The following is a 15,723-nucleotide window of genomic DNA, read 5'->3' as shown; positions in this document are numbered from 1 at the left end:
ACAGGAGTTTCGCCTCTAGGGCGTCTGCGAAATATGCGCGGTGCGATCGTGCCCGGGGTGGCTGAACATGATCTCCAGGGTGCGCAGGTAGGTGTGCAGTCCGGCATCCTGGATCGGCAGGACGTGGGCATCCTCTCCCGATTCGTTGTGGTGCGAGTGCCAGTAGCCGGGCGGGGTGATGAAACTGGCGCCGGGCGCCCAGTCCTCGCGTCTTCCGTTCCTGATCATCCCAGACTCGTCGAGTTCCGTGCCGATCATCGTGTAGCAGCCGGGCTTGCAGTCGATCACGAAGTCGACCGCCACCGATTCGTGCCGATGCGGGTACTGAACGGCATCCTTCGGCAGCAGGCCGAACATCGTCCACATCGTGTGGGTGATGGTGCGGGTGGCCGGGAAGTTCCGGTTGGCGAGCAGGACGCTGACGCGATTGGCGTTCGCAGTCGCTGGATCGGTGGCGATCTCCGTGAGCTTCTGCTGCGCCTTGCTGTGCTGATAGAAGGTGGGCTTGAAGCGCGCGACCGTCGGCGCGGCGCCGAGATAGCGCAGCAGCGGCGCATCGTGCCCCCAGTAGAGCCCGGCCTCGCCATCCGAATGATGCAGGGCATGGCCGTGCGCCGGCAGCACCATGTAGTCGCCCTGCGACCAGTGGATGGTCTCGCCGCACGCGTCCGTCCGCCCGCGGCCCCGGAACGCGAAGAAGACCTGGCTGGTCGCCTCGGCCGAGGTCATGACCGAGCCGCGGGTGATGCGGATGAAGTTGGCGCAGAGCGCGGGCGTGGTCGCGGGGCCGACGATCCCCAACTCCTTGCTGACGTCGAGCGGCTGCACGCGGGTCGGTCCCTCGTCGAAGAACGAGGGCGAGAAGGCCCGGTATGGCACCGGCGGGATGATGCCCTGCTGGATGGGATTGGCGGCCGAACTGTAGTCGAAATACTGCGCGTCGCTCGTCAGCAGGTCGCAATTGGGGAAAGTCTCGATGCCAGCCACACAAATCTCCTCGCCTGGATCACGTAGGACACGGTCCGCTCAACGAGGGCAGTTTGTAGCGTCACCCGATTTCAAGTCCACGAAGGAACACTTGGCGATGAGGCCGCTCTAAGCTGGAAATGGCCTCTCAGGAGGGGTCGCGACGCAATATTGTTGCGCTGCGGCTCTGATTCCGGGGGCGCGACTCTCACTTCGTTCGTTTCGTTTATTTCGTTTGTTTCGTTTATTCGCAGGGATTTCGACCTTTCAGCGGCCTGCTAGACCACGGTCTCCTTCAGCTTGCCTGCCCGGCCGAGCACGAAGGCCACGGCGGCGAGCGCCAGGACGGTGAAGGCGATCAGCAGGGTCGCAACGGCCGTGATGGTCGGGTTCACCTCGAGGATCAGCTCGTTGAACATCTTCTTCGGCACCGTCTCGTACTTGCCGGCGATGAACGAAGTCACGATCACCTCGTCGAAGCTGCCGATGAAGGCGAAGATCCAGGCCGCAAAGACGCTGGGCGCCAGGTTAGGCAGCACCACCTTGCGCATCGTGTAGCCCCACGAGGCGCCGAGGCTCCAGGCGACCTGTTCGATCCGCTGGTCGAACTCGCGGATCGCCACGCCCAGGACCATCATCACCAGCGGCACATTGAGCAGCGTGTGGGCGACGACGAGGCCCAGCAGCGAGCCCAGCAGGCCGACCTTGGCCAGGGCGAGATAGAGCGCGATGGCCACGATGATCGTCGGCACGATCAGCGGCGCCATGAAGTTGCCCTCGGCCCAGTCGCGCCCCTTGAAGGTGCCGCGCCGCAGCCCGTAGGCCGCGAGGCCGCCCAGGATCAGCGCCGCGACCGAGGAGATCGCGGCGACGAAGGTCGAAGTCCACATCGCCTCCATCCAGCGCGGATCGCCGAAGAAGGTCTCGTACCAGCGCAGCGACAGGCTGGGCGGCGGAAAGGTCAGCGCCCGCGCCGAGGAGAAGGACATCGGGATCACGATGACCAGCGGCACGGTGAGGAAGACCAGGCCGAAGATCCCCATGGCCGCCAAGCCGCGCCGCGTCCAGACCGAGCCGCCGAGCATTTGGTGGTTCATGCCGACGCCTTGCGGTCGAGCCGGCGGTAGGCGGCAAAGATCAGGAGCGTCACGACCAGCAGGATGGTCGAGATGGCCGAAGCCTGCTCCCAGCGCGGGATCTGATTGATCAGCGTGTCGAGCAGGTTGGAGATCATCGGCACCCGGCCGCCGCCCAGGATCGCAGGCGTCACGTAGAAGCCGAGGCAGAGGATGAAGACCAGCAGCGCGCCCGCGGCCAGCGCCGGCAGGGTGAGTGGGAAATAGACCTTCCAGAAGATGGTGCGCGGCGGCGCCCCCAGCGAGGCCGCAGCCTGCAGCAGCCGGTCGTCGATGCGGATCATGGCGGCGAACAGTGGCAAGACCAGGAACGGCAGCAGCACGTTGGCCATGCCGATCGTCACCCCCAGCTCGTTGTAGAGGAACGAGACCGGTGCATCGGTGAGGCCGCTCCATTGCAGCGCGCGATTCACCAGACCGCCATTGCCCAGCACGACGATCCAGGCGTAGGTACGCACGAGGATCGAGACCCAGAAGGGCAGGACGACCAGCGCCAGCGCGATCATGCGGCCGCGGCTGCCCAGCCCGCGCATCCAGTGCGCCAGCGGATAGCCGATGAGGATGTTGGCGATGGTGGCAATGAGCGCGATGCGCATCGTATTGCCCAGCACACGCAGATAGACCGGCGCCTCGAGCAGGCCTGCGTAGTGTTCGAGCGTGAAGCCCCGCCCCTTCTCCCAGAAGGCGAGGCCCAGCATGTAGACGATGGGCGCATTGAAGGCGACGACCATCAGCACCAGCAGCGGCGCGATGAAACCGAAACCTTCGAGGCGATTCGTCCGTGTCATTCGTTCATATCAATTGCTGGGGGCGCGCCACTTCAGCGGCGCGATCAGATGATGAAAAGACGCGCCACGGGAGTGGCGCGCCCCCGGCAAAAAGCCTGATCACAGTCCGAGCTTGAAGGCCTCCCACTTCTTGTTCACGGCCTCGCCATTGGCCGCCCACCATTCGGCATTCTGGAACCACTGGACCGACTTGTTCTGCTTGCTCGACGGGAAGTCGGCCAGCTTGTCCTTGGGCAGCAGCGCATCGAGCTCGGGACTCGGGCCGGTATAGGAGATCACCGTCGCCGCCTTGGCCTGGTTCGCGGGCAGCGACATCTCGTACATCAGCTTGTAGGCCGCGGCACGATCCTCGGGCTTCGACCCCTTGACGATGGAGAAGTAGGCCAGGTCGGCCATGCCGCCCGCGAAGTTGTAGCCGAAGGCCGGATCGCCGACGACGCGCCCCGACCAGCAGATCACGTACTGGACCTCGTTGTCCTTCATCAGCTGCGGCGGCTGGGCGCCCGCCTTCCACCAGACGGCGATATCCTTCTTGATCTCGTTCAGCTTCTTGAAGCCGGTCTCGACATCGAGCGGGAACAGCTTGTCGGCCGGCACGCCCGTCGCCATCACGGCGAACGGCAGGCTGTAGTGCGGGAAGTCCGGCAGACAGCGCTTGCCCGGGAAGGCCTTGGTATCGAAGAACTCGGCCCAGTTCTTGGGCGCCTTGGCGCCGGCGCGCCAGGCCATGATGGTGGAGAAATACTGGTAGCCGAAGCCGTACTCGTTCCTGGCTTCGGGGAACATCGGCGCCGGATTGACCGCGGCCCAGTCGATCGGCTCGATGAGCTTGAGGTTCCGCGCCTGCACCAGTGTTCCCGAACCCAGCTCCATCAGCACCGTGCTGGTCTGGCCGCTCTCCACCAGCGCGCGCAGCTTGCCCAGCGAATTGGGGCTCTCGCGAATGACCTTGATGCCGGTCTTCTTGGTGAAGGGCTCGATGTATCCCACCTCGATCGATTCGCCGGACTTGCCGCCGGACTCGATCATGCGGATTTCCTTCACCTGCGCCCGCGCCGTCCCGGACAGGAGGCCGACGGCCGGCAGGGCGGCGGCAGCACCGACGAATGTACGTCTCTTCATCTCGTTCCCCTCTATGTTACTGGCCAAACGTCGGCCGACTCCCACGAAACGCTGACACGCTCTCCCGGCGCATGCGCCGTGCCCAGGAATGGCACGGCCGCCACGACCGATTGATTGCCTTCGAGAGCCAGGTGGTATCGCACCATCTGGCCGAGATAGATCGCCTCGACGACCCGCGCCGGTCGTCCCTGTCCCTCCGCGGTAAAGCGGACCCGCTCCGGCCGAACCACGCCGTTCCGGCCGTCGGGCAGGTCGACGAAGTTGGCGATGCCCAGGAACTCCGCGACGAAACGATTGGCGGGCTTGAGATAGGCCTCCGCCGGCGCCGCGACCTGCTGCGTGCGCCCCTTGTCGAGCACCATGATCCGGTCGGAGAGCGACAGTGCCTCTTCCTGGTCGTGCGTCACCAGCAGGGTCGTGACCCCCAGCGTGCGCTGGAGCTGCTTCAGCTCGACCTGCAGTTCCTCGCGCAGCTTGCGGTCGAGCGCGCCTAGGGGCTCGTCGAGCAGCAGGATGTCGGGCTTGAAGACCACCGCCCGCGCCAGCGCTACGCGCTGCTGCTGGCCGCCCGAGAGTTGCGACGGGCGCCGGGCCTCCAGCCCGTCGAGCCGGACCAACTTGAGAGCGTCGCGCGCCAGCCTGTCCGCCTCGGCGCCGCCGATCTTGCGGACCCCCAGCGGGAACAGCACGTTTTCCAGCACGGTCATGTGCGGGAACAGCGCGTAGGACTGGAAGACCAGCCCGATATTGCGTTCCTGCGCCGTCGCGTTGGTGACGTCGCGCCCGCCGATGAAGATGCGCCCCGAGGTCGGCCGGTTGAGGCCGGCGATCAGCGACAGCAGCGTCGTCTTGCCCGATCCGCTCGGCCCCAGGATGGTGACGAACTCACCCTGGGTCACCGAGAGGTCGACCTGGTCGGCCGCCGCGAAGGCGCCGTAGCGCTTGGCCACTCCTTCGAGACGGATGTCCGACATCTAGACGCGGGCCAGCTTGGCCATGGCGCGGTCGGCGGCGGCGAGCGTCTCCTCGATCACCGGCCGGTCGTGCGCCGTCGAGAGGAACCACTTTCCGGCCTGCTGGGCCCGGACGCCCTCTTCCTGCAGGGCCGCATGGAAGGCCAGCATGGCGTCGCGATCGCAGGCCGCCGAGTCGCGATAGTTGCGGGGTGCCGGACCGGAGGTGAAGAAGGTCTGGAAGATCGCCGGCATGCCCTGCACGCGGATCGGCAGCTTGTGCCTGGCCGCCAGCGAAGCGAGGCCCTGCATCAGCTCCGTGCCGCGCGCTTCGAGATCGCGATAGACCGCACCGTCATTCGCTTCGAGCACATCCAGGGCCGCCAGAGACGCCGCCATGCTCTGGACGTTACCGTTATAGGTGCCGCCATGCATCACGCCCTTGTCGACCAGCGTGTCCATGATGTCGCGCCGGCCGGCGACCATGGCCAGCGGGAAGCCGGCCGCGACGGCCTTTGCATAGATGCTGAGGTCGGCCTTCACGCCGAACTTGCCCTGGGCGCCACGCAGGCCGACCCGGAAGCCGGTGATGACCTCGTCGCAGATGAACAGCGCGCCGTGCTTGTCGCATAGGGCTCGGACGCCTTCGAGATAGCCCGGCGCCGGCGGGATCGCGCCGCCATTCACCATGACCGGTTCCATGATCACGCCGGCGATCTCGCCGCGATGGCGCTGCAGCGTCTGTTCCAGCAGATCGAGATCGTTCCAGGTGCAGACGGCGACGTCACCCAGCACGCTGGCCGGCATGCCCGGCGAACCGGCGACCGGCACCGGCGCGTCCGCGGGTCCCGCCTCGTTCAGCGGCGGCCGGGCGCTGATATAGGCCTGGTCGCTCCAGCCATGGTAGTGACCCTCGAACTTCAGGATCTTCTCGCGGCCGGTGAAGGCGCGCGCCAGGCGAAAGGCCATCAGCACGGCTTCCGTACCCGAGGTGGTGAAGCGCACGACCTCGGCGCCCGGCAACAGGCCGCACAGTCGCTCCGCCAGCTCCGTCTCGCGTGGATTCTGCGCGGCAAAGAGCTGGCCCTCGCCCAGGGAAACCGCCACCGCCTCGATCACCGTCTTCGGCGCGTGCCCCAGAATGGCCGGCCCGTTGCCCAGCACATAGTCGATGTGCACGTTGCCATCGACGTCATAGAGCCTGGCGCCCTCGCCGCGGGCGAAGAACAGCGGTACCGGCACGCTGGCGTAGCGCACGTTGCTGCTGACGCCGCCGGCCAGATGCTTCCGGGTCTTTTCGTAGAGTGCGATCGATTTCGCGTAGGAGCGCATGTCCCTCACCCAGCAAGAACGATGCCCGCGACCGAGGTGCGCGGCAAAATAATGTGATCACAAATCCGCTCGAGCCTATCCGCCGCTTTCCACCCCAGCAATGCATTTTTGTGATCACAAATTCCGAGGGCCTGGTCTAAGCTCCACAACCGATGCCCCGTACCGCGCCCCCTCCGGACGCTGCCGACACCTCGCTCCGCCAGCAGGTGTACGCGTCGTTGCGCGAGGCGCTGACCATGGGCCGGTTTGCGCCCGGTCAGAAGGTCACCTTCCGGTACGTTGCGGGCGTCCTGGGTGTCAGCCTGACGCCGGTGCGCGAAGCGCTGCGCCGCCTGGTCGCCGAGGGTGCGTTCGAGATGAATCCCAACCGGTCGGTCCGCGTTCCGCTGATGACCCGGGACAAGGTCCTCGAACTGCGCGACATCCGGATGGAGCTCGAAGGTCTCGCCGCGGCCAAGGCGGCCCATGCCGCCTCGCGCGCCCAGATCGCCGACATCCGTCGCGCCGCGCGCGAGATCCTCGCCGCCCGAACACGCGGCGACAGCGCCACCGATCGCCAGAAGGTGCGCGAGTTCCATTTCGCGGTCTACGCGGCAGCCGCGCAGCCCACCCTGCTGCGCCTCATCGAAGGGCTGTGGCTGCAGACCGGCCCCTACATGAATCTCCTCTATCCCGACTTCATCTCCTCCTCGCGCGGACCGGCCGGGCGGCAGCGCCTGATCGACGCGTTGCAGGCGGGCGATGCGGCGACAGCTCGCCGGGAGATGGAGAACGACATCCGCCGCGCGCTTTCCTATGTGGCGGGCCTTGCCGACGAGAACGGCAACATCGCGCCGGCGGTCCCGGCGACTGTCGGCAAGCGGCGCCGCCCATCCACCCGCGACGCGGCCTTCGAACTTCAAGTCAACTGATCAGGAGGATCATCATGGCCCAGCAGCTCAGCAATCAACGCATCGCCTGGTTCAACGGCAAGTTCGTGCCGGAGAACCAGGTCATGATCCCGTTCCGCGACCGCAGCTGGAAATACGGCGACGGCGCTTTCGACATGACCCGCACCTTCAACGGCGTGCCGTTCCGCCTGAAGGAGCATATCGACCGCTTCTACCGTTCGCTGCGCTACCTGCAGATCGATCCCGGCTTGTCGCCGAAGGAGATGATTGCCCACAGCGAGGAGGTCGTGGCGCGCAACGAGCATCTCCGGGCCGAGGTCGGCGACTGGTGGCTGGGCCAGCGGGTCAGCCGCGGCGTCGATGCGGTCGGCGACGAAGGCTGGGAGAATGTCGGCCCGCAGGTCGTGATCGAGATGACTCCCCTGCCGCTCGCCAAGCGCGGCAAGCTCTACCGCGAGGGCGCCGAGGCGATGACCACGACGGCGCGCCGCATCGCCCCGTCGATGCTCTCGCCCCGCGCCAAGACGCACAACTATCTCAACATGATCATGGCCGAGAAGCCGATCAAGGCGCTCAATCCGGACGCCTGGCCGATCCTGCTGGACGAGAACGGCAACCTTGCCGAGGGCCTGGGCAGCAACATCTTCATCGTGCGCGAAGGCCAGCTCTTCACACCGTCCGAGCGCTACGTCCTGCCGGGCGTCAGCCGCCAGATGACCATGGACATGGCCAAGCAGATCGGCGTCGCCTGCACGCCGGGCGACATCGACCTGTTCGACGCCGCCAATGCCGAGGAGATGTTCCTCACCTCGACCAGCCTCTGCATCCTGCCGGTGAAGAGCTTCAACGGCGCGCCGGTCGGCGACGGCAAGGCGCCGGGCCCGATCACCCAGAAGCTGATCGACGCCTACTCCAAGAGCGTCGGCTGCGATTTCGTGGCCCAGTACCTGAAGTTCTCGCAGTAGCGAACGGCTCTCTTCGCCGTACACCGAGAGGGGGAGACTTCCCCCTCTGCCGGGCGTAGACTCTATCCTTGTGGTGGATCGCGCTCTGTCGTGATCACGACGGACCGCGACCTTCGGACTTTCGTTCGCAAGGAGGCAGTCATGGCGACCCAGAACCACATCCGAAATCCCCTCGAATGGGGATGGGATCATCTCAAGCAGACAAGCTTGGCCGTCGGCTCGGCGGCCACCACCATGGACGGCGCCTGGGAGGATCGCGCTTCGGCGCCCCCCACGGTCCGTCGCATCACCGCAACCGATGTCGGTGATGCCCTTGCGAAGGGCGTGCGCGACTTCGGCGCCTGCCGGACGGACGTCATCATGCTCTGTCTCCTGTATCCGATCGCGGGCCTCGCGATCTCGCGTATGGCCTTCGACTACGGCCTGCTGGCGCTGGTCTTCCCGCTGATCGCCGGCTTCGCCCTGATCGCACCGATATTCGGGCTCGGCCTCTACGAGATCAGCCGCCGGCGAGAGCACGGGCTCGAGACCCGTTGGACGGACGCCTTCGCGGTCGTGCGCTCGCCGAACATCGGCGGGATCATGATCATGAGCCTGCTGTTGCTCGCGATCTTCTGCCTGTGGCTGTTCGCGGCAAACCTCCTCTACACCGTTACCCTCGGGCCGGATGCCCCGGTCTCCGCCCAGGCCTTCGTACGAGATGCCCTGACAACGTCGCAGGGCTGGACGATGACCATCGTCGGCATCGGCATAGGTTTTCTGTTTGCCCTCGCCGTCCTGGTGATCGGCGTCGTGTCCTTCCCGATGCTGCTCGACCGCAATGTCGGCGTCGGCACCGCCATCGCGACCTCGGTCCGCGCCGTGCGGATGAACCCGGGACCGATGACGATGTGGGGCCTGATCGTCGCGGCAAGCCTCCTTGTCGGCGCACTGCCTCTCCTGATCGGCCTCGCCATCGCGCTGCCGGTACTGGGCCACGCGACCTGGCACCTCTATAGAAAGGTCGTCGTCTAACCAACAAGAAGGCAAAGAGCGGGAGAATGCTCGACTGGAGCGTGAAACAGCCGGCCGACGGCATCGTCGTCGCGCCGGACGAGCGGCTGCCATGGCCGCAGACCGTGGCGCTGGGCATCCAGCATGTTGTGGCGATGTTCGGCGCCACCGTGCTGGGGCCCCTGCTGATGGGCTTCGATCCCAATGTCGCCATCCTGATGAGTGGCGTCGGCACGCTGATGTTCTTCGTGGCGGTGGGCGGCAAGGTCCCGAGCTATGTCGGCTCCTCCTTCGCCTTCATCTCCGTGGTCGCGGCCGCGACCGGCTATGCCGGCCAGGGCGCCAACGCCAATGTCGCGGTGGCGCTGGGCGGCATCGTCATCTGCGGTGCGGTCTATGCGCTGATCGGCCTGGTCGTGATGGCCAGCGGCACCGGCTGGATCGAACGCCTGATGCCGCCGGTCGTGACCGGCGCCGTCGTCGCCGTGATCGGCCTCAACCTCGCCGCCGTGCCGGTCAAGAACATGGCACCCACTCCGTTCGATGCCTGGATGCAGGCCGTGACCTTCCTGAGCATCGCCCTGGTCGCGGTCTTCACGCGCGGCATAACGCGGCGCCTGCTGGTGCTGGTCGGCCTCGTCGTGGCCACGCTCGTCTACGCGCTCCTGGCCAACGGGCTCGGCCTGGGAAAGCCGGTGAGCGGCGAGTTGCTGGCGAAGGCCGCCTGGTTCGGCATGCCGGCCTTCACTGCACCGGCCTTCGACACCCGGGCGATTGTGCTGATCGCGCCCGTCGCCCTGATCCTGGTCGCCGAGAATCTCGGCCATCTGCGTGCCGTCAGCGCCATGACGGGCCGCAACATGGATCCCTATGTCGGCCGCGCCTTCCTGGGCGACGGCGTGGCGACCATGGTGGCGGGCAGTGTCGGCGGCACCGGTGTCACGACCTATGCCGAGAATATCGGCGTGATGGCCGCGACGCGCATCTACTCGACGGCGCTGTTCGTGGTCGCCGGGCTGTTTGCCATCCTGCTGGGCTTTTCCCCGAAGTTCGGCGCCCTCATCCATACCATCCCGCTGCCGGTCATGGGTGGCGTCAGCATCGTCGTGTTCGGCCTGATCGCCGTGGCCGGCGCCAAGATCTGGGTCGACAACAAGGTCGACTTCGGCAACAGCCGCAACCTCATGGTGGCCGGCATCACGCTCGTGCTGGGCACCGGTGACTTCACCCTGAAGTTTGGCGAGTTCGCCCTGGGCGGCATCGGCACCGCGACCTTCGGCGCGATCCTGCTGAACGCGGTGCTGGGCGCCGCGCGACGCTAGACCAGCAAGGCATTCATGCGAGGAGCCGATATCCGGACGTGTGGCATTCGCCGAGGCCGCACTGGAGCACCACCGAAGCAAAATTGATGACGCAAATCATCACGACGTAAAATTCCAGAAGGCGCGCTGCCCGGGCAAGCGGTGGCCGTCCGGTTTGCGGCAGAAGGCGCGGAGCTCCGAAGAGCGTGAGCCGAAGCGCCAGGGCCAGCATCAGGGACACGCCAATCACGACCGACCAGACCGGCATGTGAATGCCGAAGACCGCACTGCCGATGTAGGCATGACCGGGGCGTGGGACGAGATCGAGCAAGGTCTGCCTGGAGGCGATGACGAGGAGCAGCAGGGCAAAGAGCAGGGCGACGCCGCCGCCACGCTCCGATTCACGCGCGCGGAGTTGATGAAGCAGCCCGAAGCAACAGCCGAACATGGCGACTCGCTGGAGCAGGCACAGCGGGCACGGGATCTCCCCGAAGGCAAACTGCATGACCATCGCGGCGGTCAGAATTGCCGCCAAAATCGTCGTCAGGAGCAGCAGGACGAACCGATCCAGCATGACCAGGGAGGCAGGCTCGACGCGCAGGCCGGGCATTCAGGTGCTTCCCGCAGGGGCAGCGTGCCTCAGGTCGACCTGCAGCCAAGGCATGCGGAAGCCATATTCGGGGCTGTAGATCTCCCAGAAAAAAATGCCGACGACCATGACGAACGACAGGACCAGACAGGCCATCGCCGGGCGCGGCAGATTCGAAATACGAAACACAAACGCCGCCAACAGTACGGCGAAAGTGATCGTCATCATTGGCGGGACCGGTCCGTCGAGCGCGATCTCATGGCACGCTCATTCGAACTCGACCAGCTCGGCGCCCTCCGGCACCTGCTCGCCCACCGCATAGCGCAGGCTCTTCACCGTGCCGTCGGCCGGGGCGGCAAGCGTATGCTCCATCTTCATGGCTTCGAGGACCAGCAGAGCCTGGCCCTTGCTCACCGTGTCGCCGGCCTTGACCCTGAGGTCGATGATCTTGCCCGGCAGCGGCGCGCGGACCATGGCATCGGCCGAGGCCGTCGCCTCGTACTGCGTGACGTCGAGCGGATCCACGAGCCGCAGGCGGACGCTGCCGCCATCCATGAACAGGGCGTAATCGATGCCGCCGTCGAGGGCGGTGCGCCGCACGACCGTGGCCCCGAACGTGTCCTCGCCCAATCCGATCGACAGGGTTCCGTCGTCGCGCCGCTCCACCCGCGCCTCGCGCGCACCCTCGGGCAGCTCCAGCCGCAACCCGCCGCTGCGCAGGCGCCGAGCGATCACGACGACCTCGCGCTCGCCGTCCTTCCAGCGCACTTCCTCATGGCCTTCTTCGAGCAGGCGGAAGCCGTTCTGCTGGTTCCACGGCGACCACGGATCGCCTGCCGCGGGCGTGGCCGCATCCTGCCATTCGAGTAGGCGCGCCAGGGTGGCCACGGCGAAGGCACGGTCACCGGCCGGTGCCGGCTTCGCGAACAGCGTCGCGCGATGGCGCTCGATGAAGCCGGTATCGACCTCGCCGCCGACAAAGGCAGGATGCGAGCACAGCGCCTTGAGCAGCACGGAGTTGGTCGTGACGCCCACCACCTCGGTCTCGCCCATCAGCGCCGCCATGCGCCGCAGTGCCGAGGCCCGGTCACGGTCGTGGACGATCACCTTGGCGATCATGGGATCGTAGAACGGCGTCACCGTATCGCCCTGGCGCACACCGGTATCGACGCGGACATGCGCGCCCTCCTGCGGCAGCTTCAGGTGCACCAAGGTGCCCGTCGAGGGCAGGAAGTTCCGCGCCGGGTCCTCGGCATAGAGCCGGACCTCGACCGCATGTCCGTCGATGCTGAGCTCGTCCTGCGCGAGCGGCATCTTTCCGCCGGCCGCGACGATGAGCTGCCATTCGACCAGATCCTGGCCGGTAATGGCCTCGGTCACCGGATGCTCGACCTGCAGGCGGGTGTTCATCTCCATGAAGAAGAAGGTGCCGTCCTGGTCGGCGATGAACTCGACCGTGCCGGCGCCCCGGTAGCCGATGGCCTTGGCCGCTGCGACTGCCGCCTCGCCCATCGCCTTGCGCCGCGCCGGGTCCATGCCGGGCGCCGGCGCCTCCTCGATCACCTTCTGGTGCCGGCGCTGGAGCGAGCAGTCGCGCTCGAACAGGTAGAGACAGTCGCTCGCATCGGCGAAGACCTGGATCTCGATGTGCCGCGGCCGCGTCAGGTACTTCTCGACCAGCACATGGTCGTCGGCAAACGAGGCCTTGGCCTCGCGCTTGGCACCGGCCAGCGCGTCGGCGAACTTCTCGGCGCTCTCGACCACGCGCATGCCCTTGCCGCCGCCGCCGGCCGAGGCCTTGATCAGCACCGGGAAGCCGATCTTCGCGGCCTGTGCCGCCAGCAGATCCGGCGACTGGTCGTCACCGTGATAGCCCGGCACCAGCGGCACCCGGGCCTTCTCCATGATTTTCTTGGCTTCGCTCTTGGAGCCCATGGCGCGGATCGAGTCCGCCGGCGGTCCGATGAACACGATGTCCGCCGCGGCGCACGCGTCGGCAAACCCGGCATTCTCGGAGAGGAACCCGTACCCCGGATGGATTGCCTGCGCGCCGGTCCTCTTGGCCGCATCGATGATCCGCTCCGCCACAAGATAGCTCTCGCGCGCCGCCGACGGGCCGATATGCACCGCCTCGTCGGCCATGGCGACGTGACGCGCGGAGCGGTCGGCGTCGGAATAGACCGCCACCGTCTTGATGCCGAGCCGCCTGGCCGTCTTGATGACCCGGCAGGCGATCTCGCCGCGATTGGCGATCAGGATCTTGGAAAACATCAGACGGCCCACTTCGGTTTGCGCTTGGCGAGGAACGCGCTCATGCCTTCGATCGCGTCGTCGGTCGTGCACTGGACGGCGACATGCTCGCCGATCAGGTCGGCCACCGCGCCGTCATGCGGCATGGCGTCGATCTCGGTGATCAGCTTCTTGACCAGGGTCTGAACCGACGGTGCGCCGCGGCGCAGTTCGTCGGTGAGCGCGGCGACCGTCGCGTCGAGCGCGTCGGCCTCGACCACCTGGTCGACCAGCCCGATGCGCAGCGCGGTCGCGGCATCGAACATGCCGCCATGCATCAGGAGCTGCCGCGCCATGCGTGGGCCCACCGCCTGGATCAGCACCGGGATGGCGATGCCGGCCAGCAGGCCGTTGCGAGCCGAGGTGAGCCCGAAGCGCGCCGAGGAGACGGCGACCGCGAAATCGCAGGCCAGCATCAGGCCGATCCCGCCGCCCACCGCGGCGCCCTGCACGCGCGCGATCGAGGGCTTGGGAAAATCGTAGACCGCCTGGACCGCCGCCATCATCGAATCGGCGCCGACCTTGCGGGTGATGGCGTCGAGTTCGGGCCAGGTGAGCACCCAGTTGAAGTCGCCGCCGGCGGAGAACACCGGTCCTTCGCTCGCGAGGACGAGCATTCGCACGGCCTCGTCGGCGGCGAAGGCAACCACCGCGTCGACGATGGCGCGCGCCGTGTCGCCATCGAACGAGTTCATCGCCTTGGGGCGGTTGAGGGTGAGCGTGGCCACGCCGCCCTCGATCTTCGTCAGGATAGGATCGGTCATGTCCGGATCACATCCGGAAGACGCCGAACTTGGTCGGTCCGATCGGCTGGTTCATCGCGGCGGAGAGCGCGAGGCCCAGGGTCATGCGCGTGTCGAGCGGATCGAGTATGCCGTCGTCCCACAGGCGCGCCGTCGCATAATAGGGATGGCCCTCGCGCTCATAGGCCTCGCGGATCGGCTGCTTGAACTTCTCTTCCTCGTCCTTGGGCCAGGTGCCGCCCTTGCCCTCGATATTGTCGCGCCGGACGGTGGCGAGCACACTCGCCGCCTGCTCTCCACCCATCACCGAGATGCGCGCCGACGGCCACATCCACAGGAAGCGCGGGCTGTAGGCGCGGCCGCACATGCCGTAATTGCCGGCGCCGTAGCTGCCGCCGACGATCACCGTGAACTTCGGCACGTTCACGGTGGAGACCGCGGTCACCAGCTTGGCGCCGTCGCGCGCGATGCCGCCCGCCTCGTACTTCCGGCCGACCATGAAGCCGGTGATGTTCTGCAGGAACAAGAGCGGGATGCCGCGCTGGCCGCACAGTTCGATGAAGTGGGCCGCCTTCAGCGCCGATTCGTTGAACAGGATGCCGTTGTTGGCCACGATGCCCACCGCATAGCCCCAGATGCGCGCGAAGCCGGTGACGATCGTCGTGCCGTAGAGATGCTTGAACTCGTCGAGCTCACTGCCGTCGACCAGGCGCGCGATGATCTCGCGGATGTCGTAGGGCGTGCGGGTGTCCATGGGAACCACCCCGTAGAGTTCCTCGGCGCCGTATCTGGGATCGCGCGGCGGCAGCAGCGACGCTGACGGGCATTTCTTCCAGTTGAGGTTGGCCACGATGCGCCGGGCGATGCCCAGCGCATGGCTGTCGTTCTGGGCATAGTGGTCGGCGACACCTGAGGTGCGGGCATGGACGTCGGCGCCGCCCAGGTCTTCGGCACTCACCACCTCGCCGATCGCGGCCTTCACCAGCGGCGGGCCGGCGAGGAAGATCGTGCCCTGCTTGCGCACGATCACCGTCTCGTCGCTCATCGCCGGCACATAGGCGCCGCCCGCCGTGCACGAGCCCATCACCACCGCGACCTGCGGGATGCCCTGGGCCGACATGTTGGCCTGATTATAGAAGATGCGGCCGAAATGGTGCTTGTCGGGAAAGACGTCAGGCCATTGCGGCAGGTTGGCGCCACCGGAATCCACGAGGTAGATGCAGGGAAGCCGGTTCTCCATCGCCACTTCCTGGGCGCGGAGATGCTTCTTCACCGTCATCGGATAGTAGGTGCCGCCCTTCACCGTGGCGTCGTTGCACACGATCACGCATTCGACGCCGCTCACGCGGCCGATGCCGGTGATCACGCCCGAGCCCGGCGCCTCGTTGTCGTACATGTCGAGCGCCGCCAGCGGCGACAGTTCGAGGAAGGGAGAGCCCGGATCGAGCAGAGCGCGCACCCGCTCGCGCGGCAGCAGCTTGCCGCGGGCGACGTGGCGCTTGCGCGAGTCCTCGCCGCCGCCCAGGCGGACCGTGTCGGTGCGGCGGCGCAAATCCTCGACCAGCGCCCGCATCGCCTCGGCGTTGCGCTTGAAAGTGTCGGAACGGGTGTCGATCTGGGAGGAAAGTACGGTCATGCCCGGGCAAACTGCCCGGA

15 protein-coding genes are annotated in these 15,723 nt (G+C 66.7%); 4 read left to right on the top strand and 11 right to left on the bottom strand.

The genetic code is table 11. From position 1 onward, the window contains the following. Window positions 1-15: 15 nt before the first annotated feature. The 6 genes from Q0Q48_RS22050 to Q0Q48_RS22025 all read right to left on the bottom strand — a co-directional run bounded on the left by Q0Q48_RS22050 (window position 16) and on the right by Q0Q48_RS22025 (window position 6,297). Window positions 16-987, bottom strand: a complete 972-nt coding sequence (locus Q0Q48_RS22050) for a cupin domain-containing protein (protein ID WP_295142698.1) — start codon at window positions 985-987, stop codon at window positions 16-18. A gap of 257 nt (window positions 988-1,244) precedes the next feature. Continuing rightward, a complete protein-coding gene (locus tag Q0Q48_RS22045) occupies window positions 1,245-2,063 on the bottom strand; it encodes an ABC transporter permease (RefSeq protein ID WP_295142694.1) in 819 nt (272 codons plus the stop codon). Next, on the bottom strand, window positions 2,060-2,890 hold the full coding sequence (locus tag Q0Q48_RS22040; protein ID WP_295142693.1) for an ABC transporter permease: 831 nt from the start codon (window positions 2,888-2,890) through the stop codon (window positions 2,060-2,062). Before Q0Q48_RS22040 ends, Q0Q48_RS22045 begins: the two co-directional genes overlap by 4 nt. A gap of 99 nt (window positions 2,891-2,989) precedes the next feature. Further along, a complete protein-coding gene (locus Q0Q48_RS22035; RefSeq protein WP_295142690.1) occupies window positions 2,990-4,012 on the bottom strand; it encodes an extracellular solute-binding protein in 1,023 nt (340 codons plus the stop codon). A gap of 11 nt (window positions 4,013-4,023) precedes the next feature. Continuing rightward, window positions 4,024-4,986: an ABC transporter ATP-binding protein gene (locus Q0Q48_RS22030; protein WP_295142687.1), complete on the bottom strand. Its 963-nt coding sequence runs from the start codon at window positions 4,984-4,986 to the stop codon at window positions 4,024-4,026. Next, entirely contained in the window at window positions 4,987-6,297 is a 1,311-nt protein-coding gene (locus Q0Q48_RS22025) for an aspartate aminotransferase family protein (RefSeq protein ID WP_295142683.1), read from the bottom strand. It abuts the gene before it with no gap. Window positions 6,298-6,449: 152 nt separating this feature from the next. On the opposite strand from Q0Q48_RS22025, the gene Q0Q48_RS22020 reads away from it, so the two are divergent. The 4 genes from Q0Q48_RS22020 (at window position 6,450) to Q0Q48_RS22005 (ending at window position 10,467) form a co-directional block, all read left to right on the top strand. Next, entirely contained in the window at window positions 6,450-7,208 is a 759-nt protein-coding gene (locus tag Q0Q48_RS22020; protein WP_295142680.1) for a GntR family transcriptional regulator, read from the top strand. A 14-nt stretch (window positions 7,209-7,222) separates the two neighbouring features. Then, entirely contained in the window at window positions 7,223-8,152 is a 930-nt protein-coding gene (locus Q0Q48_RS22015) for an aminotransferase class IV (RefSeq protein ID WP_295142677.1), read from the top strand. A 141-nt stretch (window positions 8,153-8,293) separates the two neighbouring features. Beyond that, window positions 8,294-9,166: a DUF2189 domain-containing protein gene (locus tag Q0Q48_RS22010; RefSeq protein WP_295142674.1), complete on the top strand. Its 873-nt coding sequence runs from the start codon at window positions 8,294-8,296 to the stop codon at window positions 9,164-9,166. Window positions 9,167-9,192: 26 nt separating this feature from the next. Beyond that, complete coding sequence (locus Q0Q48_RS22005; RefSeq protein WP_295142671.1) at window positions 9,193-10,467, top strand: solute carrier family 23 protein; 1,275 nt, start codon at window positions 9,193-9,195, stop codon at window positions 10,465-10,467. A gap of 13 nt (window positions 10,468-10,480) precedes the next feature. Here Q0Q48_RS22005 and Q0Q48_RS22000 read toward each other — a convergent pair whose 3' ends face one another. The 5 genes from Q0Q48_RS22000 to Q0Q48_RS21980 are packed head-to-tail and all read right to left on the bottom strand — an operon-like array spanning window position 10,481 to window position 15,640. Continuing rightward, the gene (locus Q0Q48_RS22000; protein WP_295142668.1) at window positions 10,481-11,056 is read right to left on the bottom strand and encodes a disulfide bond formation protein B; all 576 of its coding nucleotides are present in this window, start codon (window positions 11,054-11,056) and stop codon (window positions 10,481-10,483) included. Then, window positions 11,057-11,263 carry a hypothetical protein gene (locus Q0Q48_RS21995; RefSeq protein ID WP_295142665.1) on the bottom strand — a complete coding sequence of 69 codons (207 nt, stop codon included), beginning with the start codon at window positions 11,261-11,263 and terminating at the stop codon, window positions 11,057-11,059. It abuts the gene before it with no gap. Between the two features lie 39 nt (window positions 11,264-11,302). Further along, entirely contained in the window at window positions 11,303-13,306 is a 2,004-nt protein-coding gene (locus Q0Q48_RS21990; protein WP_295142662.1) for an acetyl/propionyl/methylcrotonyl-CoA carboxylase subunit alpha, read from the bottom strand. Continuing rightward, the gene (locus Q0Q48_RS21985; RefSeq protein ID WP_295142660.1) at window positions 13,306-14,088 is read right to left on the bottom strand and encodes an enoyl-CoA hydratase-related protein; all 783 of its coding nucleotides are present in this window, start codon (window positions 14,086-14,088) and stop codon (window positions 13,306-13,308) included. Before Q0Q48_RS21985 ends, Q0Q48_RS21990 begins: the two co-directional genes overlap by 1 nt. A gap of 7 nt (window positions 14,089-14,095) precedes the next feature. Then, on the bottom strand, window positions 14,096-15,640 hold the full coding sequence (locus Q0Q48_RS21980) for a carboxyl transferase domain-containing protein (RefSeq protein WP_295142896.1): 1,545 nt from the start codon (window positions 15,638-15,640) through the stop codon (window positions 14,096-14,098). Between the last annotated feature and the right edge of the window lie 83 nt (window positions 15,641-15,723).

The sequence above is a fragment of the uncultured Reyranella sp. genome, assembly GCF_945957355.1.
Taxonomy (GTDB): Bacteria; Pseudomonadota; Alphaproteobacteria; order Reyranellales; family Reyranellaceae; genus Reyranella.
This window is presented reverse-complemented; position numbering and strand designations above follow the sequence as displayed.